16 protein-coding genes, 1 tRNA gene and 1 pseudogene are annotated in these 18432 nt (G+C 70.0%); 13 read left to right on the top strand and 5 right to left on the bottom strand.

What is annotated here, in order from left to right:
- The first annotated feature begins 80 nt into the window (after nt 1–80).
- On the top strand, nt 81–1160 hold the full coding sequence (locus QE388_RS16520) for a VIT1/CCC1 family protein (RefSeq protein WP_307386536.1): 1080 nt from the start codon (nt 81–83) through the stop codon (nt 1158–1160).
- A 252-nt stretch (nt 1161–1412) separates the two neighbouring features.
- Here the strand turns inward: QE388_RS16520 and QE388_RS16515 are convergent, their stop codons facing one another.
- Entirely contained in the window at nt 1413–2456 is a 1044-nt protein-coding gene (locus QE388_RS16515) for an isopenicillin N synthase family oxygenase (protein ID WP_307386534.1), read from the bottom strand.
- A gap of 160 nt (nt 2457–2616) precedes the next feature.
- Nucleotides 2617–2702 (bottom strand) — tRNA-Leu (locus QE388_RS16510).
- A gap of 172 nt (nt 2703–2874) precedes the next feature.
- Here QE388_RS16510 and QE388_RS16505 point away from each other — a divergent pair.
- Both QE388_RS16505 and QE388_RS16500 read left to right on the top strand, forming a co-directional pair.
- Nucleotides 2875–4176 (top strand): M20/M25/M40 family metallo-hydrolase, encoded by a 1302-nt coding sequence (locus QE388_RS16505; RefSeq protein WP_307386533.1) that lies wholly within the window; start codon nt 2875–2877, stop codon nt 4174–4176.
- Between the two features lie 8 nt (nt 4177–4184).
- Nucleotides 4185–5033: an undecaprenyl-diphosphate phosphatase gene (locus QE388_RS16500; RefSeq protein WP_307386532.1), complete on the top strand. Its 849-nt coding sequence runs from the start codon at nt 4185–4187 to the stop codon at nt 5031–5033.
- A gap of 166 nt (nt 5034–5199) precedes the next feature.
- Here the strand turns inward: QE388_RS16500 and QE388_RS16495 are convergent, their stop codons facing one another.
- Nucleotides 5200–6066: a PAC2 family protein gene (locus QE388_RS16495; RefSeq protein WP_307386530.1), complete on the bottom strand. Its 867-nt coding sequence runs from the start codon at nt 6064–6066 to the stop codon at nt 5200–5202.
- 96 nt (nt 6067–6162) lie between these two features.
- Here QE388_RS16495 and QE388_RS16490 point away from each other — a divergent pair, with 96 nt between their 5' ends.
- The 9 genes and pseudogenes from QE388_RS16490 (at nt 6163) to lnt (ending at nt 16213) form a co-directional block, all read left to right on the top strand.
- Nucleotides 6163–6879, top strand: coding sequence for an HAD family phosphatase (locus QE388_RS16490; protein ID WP_307386529.1), 717 nt, complete (start codon nt 6163–6165; stop codon nt 6877–6879).
- Entirely contained in the window at nt 6876–7901 is a 1026-nt protein-coding gene (locus tag QE388_RS16485; RefSeq protein WP_307386527.1) for a tRNA (adenine-N1)-methyltransferase, read from the top strand. The genes QE388_RS16490 and QE388_RS16485 overlap by 4 nt, the downstream gene beginning before the upstream one ends.
- Before the next feature lie 9 nt (nt 7902–7910).
- A complete protein-coding gene (locus QE388_RS16480; RefSeq protein WP_307386525.1) occupies nt 7911–8861 on the top strand; it encodes an FKBP-type peptidyl-prolyl cis-trans isomerase in 951 nt (316 codons plus the stop codon).
- 123 nt (nt 8862–8984) lie between these two features.
- A complete protein-coding gene (locus QE388_RS16475) occupies nt 8985–9977 on the top strand; it encodes a YafY family protein (protein WP_307386524.1) in 993 nt (330 codons plus the stop codon).
- The gene (locus tag QE388_RS16470) at nt 9974–10939 is read left to right on the top strand and encodes a YafY family protein (protein ID WP_307386522.1); all 966 of its coding nucleotides are present in this window, start codon (nt 9974–9976) and stop codon (nt 10937–10939) included. The genes QE388_RS16475 and QE388_RS16470 overlap by 4 nt, the downstream gene beginning before the upstream one ends.
- A 91-nt stretch (nt 10940–11030) precedes the next feature.
- Complete coding sequence (gene tatA, locus QE388_RS16465; protein ID WP_058597911.1) at nt 11031–11285, top strand: twin-arginine translocase TatA/TatE family subunit; 255 nt, start codon at nt 11031–11033, stop codon at nt 11283–11285.
- A 63-nt stretch (nt 11286–11348) separates the two neighbouring features.
- Nucleotides 11349–12107, top strand: a complete 759-nt coding sequence (gene tatC / locus QE388_RS16460; RefSeq protein ID WP_275800333.1) for a twin-arginine translocase subunit TatC — start codon at nt 11349–11351, stop codon at nt 12105–12107.
- A pseudogene (locus QE388_RS16455) lies at nt 12104–14588 on the top strand (DEAD/DEAH box helicase). The gene tatC and the pseudogene QE388_RS16455 overlap by 4 nt, the downstream one beginning before the upstream one ends.
- Before the next feature lie 59 nt (nt 14589–14647).
- A complete protein-coding gene (gene lnt, locus QE388_RS16450) occupies nt 14648–16213 on the top strand; it encodes an apolipoprotein N-acyltransferase (protein ID WP_307386520.1) in 1566 nt (521 codons plus the stop codon).
- A 15-nt stretch (nt 16214–16228) separates the two neighbouring features.
- Here the strand turns inward: lnt and QE388_RS16445 are convergent, their stop codons facing one another.
- The gene (locus QE388_RS16445) at nt 16229–16600 is read right to left on the bottom strand and encodes an RNA polymerase-binding protein RbpA (protein ID WP_307386518.1); all 372 of its coding nucleotides are present in this window, start codon (nt 16598–16600) and stop codon (nt 16229–16231) included.
- Nucleotides 16601–16709: 109 nt separating this feature from the next.
- Nucleotides 16710–17510 (bottom strand): glycerophosphodiester phosphodiesterase family protein, encoded by an 801-nt coding sequence (locus QE388_RS16440; protein WP_307386516.1) that lies wholly within the window; start codon nt 17508–17510, stop codon nt 16710–16712.
- Between the two features lie 155 nt (nt 17511–17665).
- Here QE388_RS16440 and QE388_RS16435 point away from each other — a divergent pair, with 155 nt between their 5' ends.
- Nucleotides 17666–18430: an SDR family oxidoreductase gene (locus tag QE388_RS16435; protein ID WP_307386514.1), complete on the top strand. Its 765-nt coding sequence runs from the start codon at nt 17666–17668 to the stop codon at nt 18428–18430.
- Nucleotides 18431–18432: the final 2 nt, after the last annotated feature.

Below are 18432 nucleotides of genomic sequence, written 5' to 3'. Positions count from 1 at the left end.
CCGAAATGCTGTCAGTGTCAGCCGACGCGCCCGGGGAGGGGTTCTCGCTCACTACGGTGGGGTCGACCCGAAGGAGCCCCGTGACGACTCCCGCCACACCCACCGCCCGCGACCGCCGCCGTTGGGCGCGTTACCTGGTCGACGAACGCGCCGAGGCGCGCGTCTACCGCGAACTCGCCTCCCGCCGCACCGGGGAGGAACGCGACATCCTACTCGCCCTCGCCGAAGCGGAAGGACGCCACGAGCAGCACTGGATCGACCTGCTCGGCGAGAAGCCGCAGCGGCTGCCGCAGCCCGGCATCGGAACCCGCCTGCTCGCCTGGATGGCCCGCCGCTTCGGCTCGATCTTCGTCCTCGCCCTGGCACAGAACGCCGAGGCCCGCTCGCCCTACGCCGACGAGCCGTACGCGACCGCGGCGATGGCCGCCGACGAGCGCGTGCACCACGAGGTGGTCCGCGGTCTCGCCGCGCGGGGTCGTCGGCGTCTCTCGGGAACCTTCCGCGCCGCCGTCTTCGGCGCGAACGACGGACTCGTCTCGAACCTCGCCCTGGTGATGGGCGTGGGTGCGACCGGCGTCGCCCCCAGCTTCGTGCTGTTCAGCGGCGTCGCCGGACTCCTCGCGGGGGCCCTCTCGATGGGCGCCGGCGAGTTCGTGTCGGTGCGCTCGCAGCGCGAGCTGCTCGAAGCGACCGAAGAGAGCGACTTCGCCGACTCGGCTCTGCCCCACCTGGATCTGGATGCCAATGAACTCGCGCTCGTGTACCGCACCCGCGGCATGGAGCCCGACGACGCCCTCGCGAAGGCGCGCGAGGTCGTCACGGCCGCTCAGGCTGGAACGGCCCCCGCCGCGGCCGCTCCGGGGGAGTCGTCGCACGAGGTCGTCGGCAGCGCGTGGGGCGCGGCGCTCTCGAGCTTCCTGTTCTTCGCCTCCGGCGCGATCATCCCGGTGCTGCCGTGGATCTTCGGCCTGTCCGGCATCGTCGCGGTTGTCGTCGCGCTCGCCCTCGTCGGCGTGGCACTGATGGGCACCGGTGCGATGGTCGGCCTGCTCTCGGGTGCGTCGCCTCTCAAGCGCGGCCTGCGTCAGCTCGCGATCGGCTTCGGGGCCGCCGCGGTGACCTACGTGCTCGGTCTGCTGTTCGGGGTGTCGGCGGCCTGAGGCCGCGGCCCGCCGGGGCTGTGGCTCGCCCGGAGCGCGTCCGGGGTGTGGCGGTGTCCGCCGTTCGTGCGGCACCGCGCAAGCGTTTATGGCGTGGTCGACGGCGCTGCGCCCCGCCCCGCCCCGCCCCGCACGGCGCTGCGCCCCGCGCTCCGCCCCGCCCCGCGCTCCGCCCCGCACGGCGCTGCGCCCCGCGCCGCGAACCCGCCGCACCCCGACTCGCGGCGCACCGCGGGAGCGTCGGCGGCCGGGCTATCCGCGGCTGGCGGCGACGCGGGCGGCCTCGCGTACGGCCGAGACGTTCTTGCGTCCGGCCCGCGAGCCCGCGAGCTTCGCCGCGATGTGTTCGCGGACCGTCACCGGCTCGTACAGCGCCGGTGCCTCGCGCGTGACGAAGTGCGGGAGCGGAGCGATGACCGCGTCGGCGTTGCCGTCGTGGAAGAAGGCCGCCGACCGTCGGCGCTCGATCGTGCCGTCGATGACCGGGGGCTTCACCCGGTGCAGCGTCGACATCCACTTGTCGTTCGTCAGCCGGGCCGCCACGTCGCCGAGGTTCACCAGCAGGGCGCCGTCGGCGGGCGACACGTCGTTCCACGATCCGTCCTGTCCGAGCACCTGGAGCCCGGCGACCTGATCGGCCCAGAGCACCGTCACGAGGCCGAAGTCGGTGTGTTCGCCCATGCCCGTCAGCTCCGCACCCAGCTCGATCGAACCGGGCGGGAGGGCGTAGTTGTTCATCCGCAGCACGTCGATCGAGTGGTCGGTGAGCGTGTCGAAGAAGTCCTCGCGCACCCGGAGTGCCGCGGCGAGGATCCGCGTGAGGGTGTGGGCGACTCTGCGCGCCTCGTCGAAGTACGTCTCGACCGCGCCGTGGAAGGACGGTACGGCATCCGGCCACGTGTTCTCGGCGTAGTCCTCGACCGTGGTGCTCGTGCCGGGATAGTCGCGCCACGAGGCTCCCACGTTGAACGCCTCGAAGAAGTCGTTCATCCGCGTCACCGGGTCGACGCCGAGGCTGTAGCTCAACGACTCGCTCTTGGGTGGGCTGTAGCCGCGGTTCTCGGCCGCCGGTCGCACGTAGGCCTTCTTGGCATCCAGCGGCAGCGCGAAGAACTCGTCGAGCGCTCCCGTCAGGCCCGAGACGACGGAGTCCGGGATGCCGTGACCCACCACCTGCATGAAGCCCACGGTGCGTGCCGCATGGTCCATCGCCGCCACCACGGCGGCTCGGGCGTCGTCCGACCCGTCGCCGACCCAGGCTGAGATGTCGATGAGGGGAACCGCGAATGGAGGCATGCTCCGACGCTAGGGCGCGTGTGTCACGCGGGTGTTACTGAGGTGTCACGGTTGGGCGGGGCTTCTCGGGAGGGACCGTCGCCGAGAAACCAGGTCACGCCGTCCCGCTGCCGCAGAAACGAAGAAGGCCCCGGGTGAACCCGGGGCCTTCTTCGTTTTGTGCGCGAGGGGGGACTTGAACCCCCACGCCCTAATACGGGCACTAGCACCTCAAGCTAGCGCGTCTACCTATTCCGCCACCCGCGCATCTGGGTGTTTTGTCACTTTCGCAACGAGGAACGACATTACCACGACCGGAGCCCCGTCTCGAACCGAGCGTGCACCCCGGGCGCGGCTCGGCGGCATCGAGCCCTTCGAGGGCCCGCCGTAGGCCGACACAGGACGGTTCGCGGGTCCGCGCCCGGGTACCGTAGTGCGCATGCCCGAGCTCGAGAACGACGTACCCGAGGTCGCCCGCGTGGCGTCCGACCTCATCCGGTTCGATACCTCGAACTACGGGGGTGGACGCTCGAACGGCGAGCGCGAGGCGGCCGAATACGTCGGTGCCTACCTCGAAGGACTCGGCCTCGCGACCGAGTACTACGAGCCGATCGCCCGCCGCACGAACGTCTGTGCGCGCGTCCCCGGCCGCAACCCCGACAAGCCCGCGCTGATCCTGCACGGCCACCTGGACGTCGTGCCCGCCGTCGCCGAGGACTGGAGCGTCGATCCGTTCGCCGGAGAGATCCGTGACGGCATCCTGTGGGGCCGCGGAGCGGTCGACATGAAGGACATGGATGCCATGATCCTCACGGCCGTCGCCGATGTGCTGCGCGCGGGGGAGCAGCCCGAGCGCGACATCATCGTGACCTTCTTCGCCGACGAGGAGAACGGCGGCGTCGAGGGCTCCGCGCTGGTCGTGAAGGACCGGGCGGACTGGTTCCGCGGAGCGACCGAGGCCATCAGCGAGGTCGGCGGATACTCGATCGCCGTCGGCGACCGTCGCGCCTATCTGCTGCAGGTGGGGGAGAAGGCCCTCATCTGGATCAAGCTCATCGCCCGTGGGCGCGCGGGGCACGGCAGCGGCCTGCACCCCGACAACGCCGTCACCCGGCTGGCGGAAGCGGTGGCGGCCCTCGGTCGCACCGAGTGGCCCATCCGGCTCACCGACACCACGGCGGCGCTGCTGAACGGCCTCGCCGACATCACGGGCGACGACGCGGGCGACCCCGACGCGCTCGCACTGCGCACCGGAGCGGCATCCAGCTTCATCCGTTCGACGCTGCGGACCACGACCAACCCCACGGGCCTGACCGCGGGGTACAAGCACAACGTGATCCCGGACCGGGCCGAGGCTCTCATCGATGTGCGTGTGCTCCCCGGTACCGAGGAGGCGGCGCTCGCCGACATCCGTCGCATCGTCGGGTCGGACATCGAGATCGAGATCGTCCACACGGACATCGGTCTCGAGGTGCCGTTCTCGGGCGACCTCGTCGACGCGATGGTCGCGCAGCTCGGCCGTCACGACCCGGGCGTGCCGGTGGTGCCGTACCTCATGGGCGGCGGCACCGACAACAAGGCCCTCGCCGGCCTCGGAATCTCCGGTTACGGGTTCGCGCCGTTGCGACTCCCCGCCGACCTCGACTTCACCGGGATGTTCCACGGTGTCGATGAGCGTGTCCCCGTCGACGCGCTCGAGTTCGGTCGACGAGTCCTCGCCGACCTCATCCGAACGTACTGAAGGACCGCATGCATATTCTCGAGGTCATCATCCTGGGGCTCGTTCAGGGCCTCACCGAGTTCCTCCCCATCTCCTCCAGCGCCCACCTGCGCATCGTGGGCGAGTTCCTCCCGTCGCAGACCGACCCCGGCGCGACGTTCACCGCCATCACCCAGATCGGCACCGAGCTCGCGGTGCTGCTGTACTTCCGCAAGAAGATCGCCCGCGTGCTCTCGCGTTGGTTCCTGTCCCTCACGGGCCGGGTCCCGCGCAACGACCCCGACGCGCGCATGGGCTGGTACATCATCATCGGCACCATCCCGATCGGTGTGCTCGGCTTCCTCCTCCAGAGCCTCATCCGCGACAACTTCCGCAGCCTCTGGATCACCGCGATCGTCCTGATCGTCTTCGGCATCCTGCTGGGCCTCGCCGATCACTACGGCAAGCGTCGTCGCGACCTCGACGACCTCACGGTCGGTCACGGCTTCGCCTTCGGTTTCGCACAGGCCCTCGCCCTCGTTCCCGGCGTCTCCCGCTCCGGCGCCACCACGACCCTGGGGCGCGCCCTCGGCTACAAGCGCACGGCTGCCGCCGAGTACTCGTTCCTGCTCGCCGTTCCCGCGGTGTTCGCGAGCGGTCTCTACGAGCTCTACAAGAGCTTCGACGAGGGCACCGGTCCCTACGACCTCGGCGAGACCGCCATCGCGACCGTGATCGCGTTCGTGGTCGGCTACCTGGTCATCGCCTTCCTCATGCAGTACCTCAAGCGCGGCAGCTTCCTGCCGTTCGTGATCTATCGCGTGGCGCTCGGCATCCTGATCATCATCCTGCTGCTGACGGGCGTCATCCCCGCGGTGTCGACGGTCATCACCAGCTGATCCCGGATGCCACGACGGCGCCGTCCCCTCGGGGCGGCGCCGTCGTGGTGTTCCGGGGAGGTGGGGTTCCGACGGCTTCGACGAGCTCAGCCACCTCGGTTCGGACCGTGAGTCGGTGCGAGGTACCTGAGCCCGTCGAAGGGACCGGGCGCCCGTGCGGCTGAGCTCAGCGGCGCGGCGGGTCGTCGCGACCGGGCTTGCTCGGCCCGTCGCCTCCGCGGCGCAGATAGCGCTCGAACTCCTGGGCGATCGCGTCGCCGGAAGCCTCGGGGGAGTCCCACGTGTCGCGGGTCTGCTCGAGCTGGCGGATGTACTCGCTCATCTCTTCGTCGTCGGCCGCTGCCGCGTCGATCGACGCTTCCCACGCGACGGCCTCGGCGGCGAGCTCGCCGCGCGGAACCTCGATGCCGGTGATCGACTGCAGGCGGTCGAGAAGCGCCAGGGTCGCCTTCGGTGACGGGGTGTGACCGGCGACATAGTGCGGCACGCTCGCCCACAGGCTGGCGGTCGGGATGCCGACCCCCTCGGCCGCGTGTCCGATCGCGCTGAGGATGCCCACCGGACCCTCGTACAGGCTCCGTTCGAGGTCGAGTGCCTGACGGACGCCCTCGTTGTCGCTCCCGGCGAAGACCGAGATCGGGCGCGTGTGCGGCACATCGGACATCATCGAGCCGAGCGCCACGAACCCCGTCACGTCTTCGCGGAGGGCGACGTCGATGAACTCGGCGGCGAAGGCCTGCCACGCGCGCGCGGGTTCGACCCCGACGAGCAGCCAGATCTCCGCGTCGTCGGACCGATGAGCCGGGCGGAGCAGCCGCGCCTCGGGCCAGGTGAGGGTGCGGTGGCCCTCGGCATCCAGTCCGATCTGCGGACGTGTGTACTGATAGTCGAAGTAGAGCTCGGGGTCGACCGTGTGCACCACTTCGTACTCGGTGTCGGCGCGCAGAAGACTCGCGGCGGCGGACGCCGCCTCTCCCGCGTCGTTCCATCCGTCGAAAGCGGCGACGATGATCCGGCGACCCAGTGCGTCCACGCGACCTCCTCTGCCCCGGGAAGGGCTGGGTTCCAGGATAGGCGCATGCGCTCGCGGGGGAGCGGTGCGGCGGGGCGCGCTCGATACGATGGAACGATGACTTCTTCCGCGCCCGCCGCCGTCCTCTGGGACATGGACGGCACTCTCGTCGACACGGAACCGTTCTGGATGGCCGCCGAGACGCCCCTGGTCGAGCGCTTCGGGGGAACGTGGTCGCACGAGCAGGCGCTCGGCATGGTCGGCCTCGCCCTCGAGGATTCGGCCCGCCTGCTGCAGAACGCGGGCGTGCCCTGGGGCGTCGACGAGATCATCGCGTACCTCACGGACGAGGTGCTGCGTCAGCTCTCCGTGGTCGGCGTCCCGTTCCGTCCGGGGGCGCGGGAACTCCTCGCCGACCTCCGCGCGAACGGGGTGAAGACAGCCCTCGTGACCATGTCGATGCGGCGGATGGCCCTGTCGGTGACCGAACTGATCGACTTCCCGGCCTTCGACGTCGTCGTCGCCGGTGACGACGTCGAGCGTCCGAAGCCCTATCCCGACCCCTACCTCCAGGCGTGCGCCGCGCTCGGCGTCGACGTCGCCGACACCGTGGCGATCGAGGACTCGCCCAACGGGCTGCGCTCGGCGCTCGCCAGCGGTGCCGTCTCGCTCGGAGTGCCCCTGATGGTCCCGCTCGACGGTCTCGGCGCCGACGCACTCTGGCCGAGCCTCGAGGGTCGCACCACCGCCGACCTCCGCGCGCTCCACGCCTCGCGGCGCGAGACGCCCGCCTTCCCCACCGCTTCGATCATCACCCCGCAGGAGACCCGATGAGTGAGACCCCGCACCTGAGCGGCCCCTTCCGGGTCGGCGATCGCGTGCAGCTGACCGGCCCCAAGGGCCGACTGCACACGATCACGCTGCGCGAGGACGGTGAGCTGCACACGCACAACGGCGTGCTCAAGCATTCGCTCCTCGTCGGCGAGCCGGACGGAAGCGTCGTCACGAACAGCGCGGGGCACGACTACCTCGCGCTGCGTCCGCTCCTGCGAGACTTCGTCATGTCCATGCCCCGCGGAGCGGCGATCGTGTACCCGAAGGACGCGGCGCAGATCCTCTCGGCGGCCGACATCTTCCCCGGGGCGACCGTCGTCGAGGCCGGGGTCGGCTCCGGTGCGCTGTCGCTCTGGCTGCTCCGGGCGATCGGTCCCGCGGGGCGCCTCGTGTCGTTCGAACGTCGGGAGGAGTTCGCCGACGTCGCTCGCGCGAACGTCGAGACCTTCCTCGGCGCCCCTCCCTCGACGTGGGACGTCGTCGTGGGCGATCTCGTCGAGAGCCTTCCCACCGCCGTCGAGCCGGGGTCCGTCGATCGGGTCGTGCTCGACATGCTCGCGCCGTGGGAGTGCATCGACGTCGCCGCCGATGCTCTCACACCCGGCGGAGTGGTGCTCTGCTACGTCGCGACCGCCACGCAGCTCAGCCGCGTCGCCGAGTACATCCGCGCGACGGGTCTGTTCACCGATCCGGATGCGTCCGAGACCATGGTCCGCGGGTGGCACGTCGAGGGTCTCGCCGTCCGCCCCGATCACCGGATGATCGCGCACACGGGCTTCCTCCTCACCGCGCGTCGGCTCGCGCCGGGCGCCGTGCCGCCCGAGGTCAAGCGTCGCGCGTCGAAGTCGAGCTACGGCGACGAGGACGTGGAGCTGTGGACGCCGGGGGCTGTCGGCGATCGCGAGATCACCGACAAGAACCTCCGCAAGCGCGTGCGCGAGGCGCAGAAGGCGGCCGACGGGGTGCGTCGGCGCCAGGGCCTCCCAGCGCCCTCGGCGGATTCATCGGACGCGACGCCCTAAACTGTTCCGGTGCGCAGACTCCCCGCCTTCGTCGCCGTGACCGCCCTCGCCGGATTCGGTCTCGTCGGATGCTCTGCCTCCGCCGGCGCCTCGTGCCCGACCCCGACCGCCGACCCCGCGTTGTCCGCGGCGATCTCGGCGCCGGGCGACGTGGGCACCGCGCCGACGGTGAACCTGCGTAGCCCCTACCTCCCCACGCAGACGGCGGTCGACACCCTCGTCCAGGGCGATGGAGAGAAGCTGACCGAGGAGGGCCAGCAGGCCTTCCTCGATGTGACCGTGGTCAACGCCGCGACGGGCGAGACGGCGATCGCGACTCCCTACGCCGCTGACTTCTCTCGGCCGCTCACCCTGCTCGAGCTCGAGAAGAACGTTCCGGGCGTGGGTGACCTCCTGCACTGTGCGGCCGAGGGCTCGCGGGTGGCCGTCGCGCTTCCGAGTGACACGATCCCCGCCGCGCAGGCCCAGGGTCTCGGGCTGACGGCGGGCGCTCCGGCGGTGTTCGTCTTCGATGTGCGCAAGGTCTTCCTGCCCGCCGCCGACGGCGTCGAGCAGTTCAACGCCGGAACCGGCATGCCCTCCGTCGTGCGCGCCCCCAGTGGCCAGCCCGGCGTCTCGTTCCCGCAGAACGATGCGCCGACCGACGTGCGCACCGAGACGCTCAAGAAGGGCGACGGCGAGGTGCTGACGGCGGACTCGAACGTCATGATCCACCTCCTCGGTGTCGCCTGGGGTGCCAAGACCACCTTCTTCTCGACCTGGGAGAACGGTGCCCCCGGCCAGGCGACCGCATCCCAGCTGCCGCCCTCCCTGGCCTCGGCGCTCGAGGGGCAGACGGTGGGATCGCAGGTCCTCGTCGTCGTTCCCTCCGACCAGACCTCGGCCGACCAGCAGGCGCTGCGCGCGCCCGCCGACAAGGCTCTCGTCTACGTCGTCGACATCCTGGGCACGGTCGGCTGACCCGGCCCGAGGCGGTTCGTCTGCGCGGCCCCGTTCGCCGTCGCGCCATCGCGGCGCTCGATCGCGGCGCTCGATCGCGCTGCGGGGAGGGACCGTCGTCCCCTCCCCGCCTAGGATGGGCGAGTGCCCGCCACCAGCTCCAGAAGCGCTCCCGAGGAGCGACTGGTCAACCTCGTCGTCGCCCTCATGGCGACCGAGCAGGGGCTGACGAAAGAGACGATCCTCTCCTCCGTGGCCGGGTACCGTGAGCAGCTCGAAGCCGGAGCGTCGAAGGACGCTCTCGAAAAGATGTTCGAGCGCGACAAAGAGAACCTGCGCGGTCTCGGTATCCCGATCGAGACGATCGGCGAGCGAGCCGATCCCGACGACCTGCGTGAAGCGCGGTACCGCGTGCCGACGGCGGAGTACGCGCTCCCCGACGACATCTCGTTCAGCCCGGCCGAGATCGCTCTGCTCAACATCGCCGGCGACGTCTGGGGCAGCGAGTCGCTCTCGGCCGACGCGCGAAGCGGTCTGCGCAAGATCCGCGCGCTCGGCATCGCCGTCGACGAGCCGATCATCGGCTACGCGCCGCGTATCAGAGTCCGCGATGCGTCGTTCCCGACGTTCCAGAGGGCGATCGAGGAGTGCCGCGTGGTCACGTTCTCGTACCTCCGCCCGGGTGAGCCCCGTCCGCGCGAGCGGCGGATCCGCCCCCTCGCGCTGGTCGAATACGAGGCCCGCTGGCACGTGTTCGGTTTCGATCTGAACATGGATGCCGATCGCACCTTCCTGCTCTCCCGGGTCGTGGGCGAGGTCGTCGTTACCCGCGAGAAGTTCTCGCCGACTCTGCGCCAGGGCGCGGGGGAGCGCGCTCTGGCCGGTCTCCGCGAGGTCGCGAGTCGTCAGCGTGCTCTCCTCGAAGTGCACCCCGGCACCGAGGCGTCGTTGCGGCTCGCCCGTCGGGCGCTGCCGGCTCCGCAGGGCGTCATCGTCCCGTTCGTCGACCTGCACGTGTTCGCCGACGAGCTCGCGTCGTACGGACCGGAGGTCCGCGTCGTCGAGCCGGCGAGCCTGCGAGACGAGGTCGTCCGTCGACTCGAGGCCACCCTCGCGCTGCACGGAGGTGCGGCATGACCGCCGAGAGGCCCCTGCAGGCGCTGGACCGTGCCGCGCTGCTCCTTCAGCTTGTGCCGTACCTGATCGGCAAGGGCGAGGTCTCGGTCGCCGAGGCGGCGGTGGAGTTCGACGTGACCCCCGCGCAGATGCGTGCCATGGTCGAACGGCTGACGGTGATCGGGCTGCCGGGCGAGCGTGGTTACTGGCAGCTGCCGAACGAGCTGTTCGACATCGATTGGGATCTCCTCGAACGCGAGGACATCATCGCCATGACGAACACGGTCGGGCTGGAGCGATCTCCGCGGCTGACCGCTCGTGAGGCCGCCGCGCTGTTGGCCGGCCTCCAGCTCGCGCGCACTCTTCCCGGCGTCGCCGACAACGAACTCGTCACCGGTCTGCTGGCGAAGCTCTCGCGTGGCGCGTCGTCGACCCCGCCGCCGGTGATCGTGGCCCCCGGACCCGTCGACGGGGTGCGGGACGTCGTCGACCGAGCCTTGCGCGCCCGGGTCGCGGTGAGCTTCACGTATCGAGCTCCGGGTGCGGGACCGACTCTGCGCACGGTCGACCCGATCAAGGTCCACATCGCGAACGATCAGTGGTACCTCCAGGGCTGGTGCCACACGCGGCAGGCCGTACGCACGTTCCACCTCGACCGGGTGAGCGAACCCGTGCTGACCGACATTCCCGCGGAGCACGGTGCTGACCCCGTCCCCGATCTGTTCGCCCCCGCGGACGACGACGTCGTCGCCCGATTCCGCTTCCCGCGCGAGGTCGCTCCGCTGCTCGCGGACTACCTCGAACGCGCCGACATCGCCGACGACGGCGACGTATCGATCGCGTCGCTGCGCCTGGCCGACGAGCAGAGCCTGAAGAGACTGGCCGCGCGACGGGGCGGTGACGTCGAGCTGCTCGAGCCGGAAGGGGCTCGACGGGCTGCCGCCGCCTGGGCTGCAGCCGGTCTCGCCCAGTACGCCAGTTGATCGAAGGGGTGAACCTTGCCCGTGATCCGGGCTTTCGTGCACTTGTGCGGGTTAGACTGACGACCACCCCCGAGACTGACGAGGAGTCATCATGTTCCAGGGAATCACCGGAGTACACCTGCTGATCGTTCTCGCGGTCATTCTCCTTCTGTTCGGCGCGACCAAGCTCCCGGCGCTGGCGAAGAGCGTGGGGCAGTCCGCTCGTGTCTTCAAGAACGAGATGAAAGAGATGAAGCGCGACGACGAGGTCGATGCCGGCAACACCGATGCCACGCGCGCCACCGAGGTCGGCACGGCCACGGCCGCGGCCCCCGAGCAGCGCAAGCCGAACGACACCTCTGTTTAAGGCGTGACCACGGCAGGACCCCCGCGGATCGACGTTCCGGAAGGACCGCGGCGCGACAAGCGCATGTCGATCGGCGCCCATCTCATCGAGCTACGTAAGCGCCTGATGATCGCCGCTGCGGCGCTCATCGTCGGCATGATCGTCGCTTTCGCGATCACCTCGCCGGTGATCGAGTGGATCACCGTCCCCGTCCGCGAGATCGCCGCTCAGCGCGGCGACAACCTCTCGGCCATCAACTTCACGGCGGTCACGTCGGCGTTCGACCTGCGCATGCGCATCGCCTTCACGATCGGCATCTTCCTGTCGGCGCCGATCTGGCTGTGGCAGATCTGGGCCTTCATCATGCCCGGCCTCACGCGCAAAGAGATCCGGTACACGATCGGCTTCATCGCATCCGCCGTGCCCCTGTTCTTCGGCGGGTGCTACGTCGGTGTGTTGATCGTCCCGCATGTGATCCAGCTGATGTGGGGTTTCACGCCGACGGGAGCGGCCAACCTCTATAACGCGAACGAGTACTACGACTTCGTCTTCAAGCTGATGCTGGTCATCGGTGTCGCGTTCGTGCTCCCCGTCTTCCTCGTCGCCCTGAACGTCGCCGGCGTCATGAGCGGCAAGGCGATCCTCAAGGGATGGCGTGTCGCGGTCCTCATCGCGACGCTGTTCGCCGCTCTGGCCACCCCGGCTGCCGATATCGTCAGCATGCTCATGCTGGCCGGCATCCTGGTCGTCCTGTTCTTCGCGGCGGCCGGTGTGTCGATGCTCTTCGACCGCCGCAGGGCGCGCCGAATGGCCGCTGAGGGCCTGCTGGGACCGACCGCGTGAGCGGACTCAGCCCGGCTGATCGCTTCGCGCGGGCCTCGGCCCGCTCCGCGCACCCTCACACCGCCGACTTCGCCGAGGCGCAGAGCTTCGAACTCGACGATTTCCAGATCGCCGGATGCCACGCCCTCGAGGACGGGCGCAGCGTTCTCGTCGCGGCGCCCACCGGTGCAGGCAAGACGATCGTGGGGGAGTTCGCGATCCACCTCGCGATGCTCGAACCCGGTGACAAGGCCTTCTACACGACCCCGATCAAGGCCCTGTCGAACCAGAAGTTCCACGAGCTCCAAGAGGTCTACGGCGACGACGAGGTCGGACTCCTCACCGGCGACACGAACATCAACGCCTCGGCGCGCATCGTCGTGATGACGACCGAGGTCCTCCGCAACATGCTCTACGCCGACTCCCCGGCGCTGCGCGGCCTCCGCTTCGTCGTCATGGACGAGGTGCACTACCTCGCCGATCGCTTCCGCGGCGCGGTCTGGGAAGAGGTGATCATCCACCTCCCGCGGTCGGTGAAGCTCGTCTCGCTGTCGGCGACGGTCTCCAACGCCGAGGAGTTCGGCGACTGGCTCGACACCGTCCGCGGAGACACGGAGGTCATCGTCTCCGAGACGCGGCCCGTGCCGCTCGAACAGCACGTCCTCGTGCGCGGCGATCTGCTGCCTCTCTTCGACGATCGCGCGGGCGTCGCCACGGCTCAGGTCAATCAAGAGCTCCTCCGCATCCGCGGCGGCAACGCCGGAGGGTACGAGAACAACCGCCGCGCCCAGGAGTACCGCTCGCAGCGTCACGCGGGTGGTCCGCGCCACGCGCACCAGCGTCGCGGTGGGCACAAACCCGTTCGTGCGTCGCAGGGGCCGCGCATCGAGCGCATCGACCGTCCGGAGGTCGTCGAGCTCCTCCAGCGAAACCATCTGCTCCCGGCGATCTTCTTCATCTTCAGTCGCGCGGGCTGCGACGCCGCCGTGCAGCAGCTGCGCCGCGCGAACGTCCGGCTCACCTCGGCCGAGGAGCGTGTCGAGATCCGGCAGATCGTCGACGAGCTCACGTTCACCCTGAAGGACGAAGACCTTGCGGTCCTGCGCTTCTGGGAGTGGCGGGAGAACCTCGAGCGTGGCATCGCCTCGCATCACGCGGGGCTCCTGCCGGCGTTCAAGGAGGTCGTCGAAGAGCTCTTCCGGCGCAAACTCGTCAAGGTCGTCTTCGCCACGGAGACCCTCGCTCTCGGCATCAACATGCCCGCGCGCACCGTGGTGCTCGAGAAGCTCGAGAAGTTCAACGGCGAGGCCCGGGTCGCGATCACGTCGGGGGAGTACACCCAGCTCACCGGGCGGGCGGGCCGGCGCGGGATCGACGTCGAGGGGCACGCCGTCGTGCAGTGGACCGAGGGCCTGGACCCGCAGTCCGTGGCATCCCTCGCCTCGCGGCGCACGTACCCGCTCAACTCGAGCTTCCGGCCGACGTACAACATGGCGGTCAACCTCATCGACCAGTTCGGGCGGGTCCCGCGCGCGCGAGATCCTCGAGTCGTCGTTCGCCCAGTTCCAGGCCGACCGATCCGTCGTCGGCCTCGCTCGACAGGTGAAAGAGGCGGAGGAGTCGCTCGCCGGCTACGAGAGCGCGATGACGTGCGACCGCGGCGACTTCCGCGAGTACTCCACGATCCGCCGCGAACTGAGCGATCTCGAGAAGATCAATCGGCGGGATGCCACGGCCCCCCGTCGCCTGCGCGACGAGCGCCAGCAGCAGATCCAGTCCCTCCGCCGCCGGATGCAGCGGCATCCGTGCCATTCGTGTCCTGACCGCGAGTCGCACGCGCGGTGGGCCGAGCGCTACTGGAAGCTCAAGCGGACCACCGACAAGACCCGCCAGCAGATCGATCAGCGCACGGGAACGGTCGCGCGGGTGTTCGACCGGGTCGTGGAGGTCCTCGCGACGCTCGAGTACGTGTCCACCGACGACGACGGGTCGACCGTCCTCACTCCGGCGGGACGCACGATGCGGCGGATCTACGGCGAGCGCGACCTCCTCGTCGCCGAATCCCTTCGCCAGCGCCTGTGGGACGACCTCGACGTTCCCTCGCTCGCGGCGCTCGCCTGCTGCCTCGTCTACGAGCCGCGACGCGACGAAGCCGGACCGGGCGAGCGGGGGCTGCCCCGAGGCGCCTTCCGCGGGGCACTGGATGCCACGCAGACGCTCTGGCAAGAGCTCGACGACCTCGAACGCGACCACCGCCTCCCGGGGTCGGAGTCGCCCGCCTCGGGCCTGGCGCCCGCGATGCACGCGTGGGCGAAGGGGCTGCCGCTCGACAGCGTGCTGACGCTCGCCGACATGGCCGCGGGGGACTTCGTGCGCTGGGCCAAGCAGACCATCGATCTGCTCGACCAGATCTCGCTCGTCGCGGAACCGAAGCTCGCCAAGACCGCGCGAACGGCGCTCGACGCGGTGCGCCGCGGGATCGTCGCTTACACCTCCGCGTGAGCCTCGGGCGCACACGTCACCTGAGCGCGGGGACGATTCCGGCGATTTAGGCTGGGAGCGTGCCTCTCGCCGTGTCGCCGCGACCGATCGTCCCACTCGCGATCGCCGCGCCGTTGTCCGCGGCCGCGGGCCTCCTGCTCGTCACGGCGTACCCCGCGCTCGCGTGGTGGCCGATGGCCTTCCCCGCCGTGGCGATGGCCCTCGTGGCTCTCGCCGGGCGACGCTTCTGGCCGGCGGTGCTGGTGGGTCTCCTCTTCGGGGCGACGTTCTTCTCGGTCAACCTCCTCTTCACGGCGCGCTACCTCGGTCCCATCCCCTGGATCGCGCTCTCGACGCTCGAGGCTGTGCTGACCGCGGTGTTCGCGGTACCCATCGCTCTCGCGTACCGCTGGCTTCCGCGGGTGGTGCCGGGCCTCGTCGGCCGACTCGTCCTGCTTCCCGCTCTCGTCGCGGGCCTGTGGACCCTCCGCGAACAGATCGTCGGATCGTGGCCGTACGGCGGGTTCCCGTGGGGGCGAATCGGCGTTTCCCAGGTGAACGGCCCGTTCGCGGAGGTCGCGTCGTGGGTCGGGATGTCGGGACTGACCTTCCTCGTCGTGATGCTGTGCGCGACGGTGATCGAACTCGTGCGGGTGGGGAGCTTCCGTGATCTGCGGCGCGCCGTGCCGGCGGCCGTGCTGCTCGTCGTCCTCGTCGCGCTTCCGCAGTTCCCCACGACGGATGCCGGTTCGATGCGCGTGGGCGCCGTGCAGGGCAACGGGCCCGCGGGTTACTTCGACCAGCGCGCGCGGGGCGCCGTCTTGAACGCCCAGTTCGCGGCATCCGCCCCGCTCTTCGGCCAGGACATGGACGTGCTCCTGTGGCCCGAGGGTGGCGTCGATTCCGACCCCACGACCTCGTCGCAGACCGCCGCCGTGCTGGACGAGCTGTCCCGACGCGTCGACGCGCCTCTGATCGTGTCGGCGGTCACCGAGCGGGGGACCGAGCTCTTCAACTCGTCGTTGCTCTGGACGGCCGATGGCGGGCCGGAGCAGACGTACGACAAGAGGCATCCGGTTCCGTTCGGCGAGTACGTGCCGGACCGGGCGTTCTGGGAGCCGTTCGCCCCCGACCTCATCGGTCTGATCGGCCGCGAGTACACCCCGGGCACCGCACGGCCGCTGATCGATCTGAACGGCGTGGGCGTGGGACTCGCGATCTGCTTCGACGTGATCTACGACGACGTCGTGTGGGACGGTGCCGACGACGGCGCCGAGGTCTACATGTTCCAGACGAACAATGCCGATTTCCGCGGCACGGACGAGAACCTGCAGCAGCTCGCCTTCGCCCGGATGCGCGCGATCGAGACGGGTCGCTCGGTGGTGAACATCTCGACCGTCGGTACGAGTCAGGTGATCGCCCCCGACGGGGCGACGCTCGCCGAGCTCCCGGTCGACGTCGCCGGGCACATGCTCACGGACGTTCCCCTGCGCACGGGTCTGACGCCGGCCGTCGTCATCGGCCCCGCGGTCAAGATCGTGCTGGGCGCCGGGTCGCTCGTCGCGGTGCTCGTCGCCGGGCTGTCGGTGGCGCTGCGGTCGCGGAAACAGAGGAAGACGCCGACCCCCGAGGGGGCCGGCGTCTGAACTCTTCGGTCAGCGTCAGGCGCTGATCTTCTGATGCCCGGCTCCGCGGCGTGCGCGGACGAACGCGAGGCGCTCTTCGAGCAGTTCCTCGAGCTCGGGAATCGTGCGGCGCTCCAGAAGCATGTCCCAGTGGGTGCGCGGAGCCTTGTCGTCGCTGTGGTCGACGGTCGCGGTGCCCTCACCGATCCGCAGGAGTGCCTCTGCACCACAGGTGCGGCACTCCCAGGACTGGGGAACCTCGGCGTCGGCCGCGAAGGTCAGGACGGTGTCACGCCCGCAGGTGCTGCAGGAGTAGGTGTGCTGCGCGCGGTCGTGGAAAACGACCCCGTCTTCGCTCTGAAGGCTCTGTGCGCCGAGTCGGATGCCTCGAAGACTGCGATCTGCCATTGTGTGGTCCTCTCGTCGGTCCCCATGTATAACGACCGCACCTGTGCGCTTTATTCGAAATGAGCGCGTGCTCGCAGAACTCACAGGCGATGCTCAGGACCCCGGGTGTTCAGCGGCCGTTCACCAGTTCGAGCGCGACGTCGCCGCGGTCGGTGACCAGACCGTCGACGCCCATATCGAGCAGGCGCATCATGTCGTCGTGGTCGTTCACGGTCCAGACGTGCACCTCGACGCCGACGGCGTGCGCGATGCGGAGAAGTCGCGGCGTCAGCACGCGCACCGGTCCCTGCCGCTCGGGGATCTGGAGGGCGTCGAGGCCGCGCAGCACGCGTCGGGCGACGGGCGCGACGCCCGTGGCGACGGCGGCGACGAGCCGCGCGACCGTCGCCGATCCGGGCGAGGTCGCCGGCCGCACGCTCGCCCCCGCGGTCATGGCCGCGTCGAGAGCGCGCCGCCGCCGCTCCTCCGAGAAGCTCGTCAGAAGGACCCGGTGCGCCTGGGCGGCGACCAGTCGGCCCACGGGGTCGGCGGCCGCCTCGGCTTTGACGTCGAGGTTGAAGCGCGTGTCGGGGAACGCCTCGAGGGCCTGTTCAAGAGTGATGAGACCCCCGTGGTCCGACATCACCTCTTCGAGCTCGTGCAGGCGGACATCGGCGATTCGGCGGGGGTCGCCCGTCACGCGAGCCAGGTCGTCGTCGTGGAAGAGGACGACGACGCCATCGGCGGTGAGATGGCAATCCGATTCGACGAAGGCGAGACCGACCGCGTGAGCTTCGGCGACCGCGGCGAACGAGTTGTCCACCACCCCCGCCGACGCGGCTTCGGCCGTGACGAGGCCGCGGTGTGCGAGCACCCGCGGCGGGTCGCCGGCCGCGAAGTAGGGGTGACGCGGCGCGCTCGAGGAAATCATGTCGGAAGCCTCCGCGGGCGAACGTAGCACGCGGGTGGGACACGCCCGTGAAGCGGGCATGACCCCGGAGCGAAGCGGGTTCGGCTCGGTAGGGTGGGAAGGTCGTCCGTGCCGTCATCGGTGCGCGGCTCGATCACGAATCGTCAGGAGAATCCGTGTCCCAGACCCTTCCGTCCGGCTCCCTGAGCGGCAAGACCGCCCTCGTCACCGGCTCGTCGCGCGGCATCGGCGCCGACACCGTGCGCTACTTCGCCGAGGCCGGCGCGAACGTCGTCATCAACTTCCGCAACAAGGCCCCGCGCGCCGAAAAGCTCGCCACGCAGCTGCGTGAGCTCGGTGTCGAGGCCCTCGTCGTGGGTGCCGACCTGACCGACCCCGAATCGGTGAAGGCGATGTTCGACGAGGTCGAGCGCACCTTCGGCGGTCTCGACATCCTCGTGCTCAACGCCTCGGGCGGCATGGAGTCGGGTATGGCCGAGGACTACGCCCTCGTGCTGAACCGCGATGCGCAGGTCAACGTGCTCGAGACGGCGCTCCCGCTGCTGAACGCCGATGCGCGCGTGGTCTTCGTCACGAGCCACCAGGCGCACTTCATCCGCACCACACCGACCATGCCGGAGTACGAGCCCGTCGCCCTCTCGAAGCGTGCCGGCGAGGACGCCCTGCGCGAGAAGATCCCCGCTCTCGAGGAGCGCGGCATCGGCTTCACCGTGGTCTCTGGCGACATGATCGAGGGCACGATCACCGCGACCCTGCTCGAGCGCGCGAACCCGGGCGCCATCTCCGCCCGCCGCGAAGACGCCGGCAAGCTCTACAACGTCGCGGAGTTCGCCGCCGAGGTCGCTCGCGCGGCCGTCGACCCGGTGCCCGCCGACAACACGCGCCTCGTCGGAGACACGGGTTCGTTCGGAGGCGAGTGAGC

The organism is Microbacterium sp. SORGH_AS_0969 (assembly GCF_030818255.1).
Lineage (GTDB): Bacteria > Actinomycetota > Actinomycetes > Actinomycetales > Microbacteriaceae > Microbacterium.
Note: the sequence above shows the minus strand (reverse complement) of the source record. Positions and strands in the feature narration are given on the sequence as shown.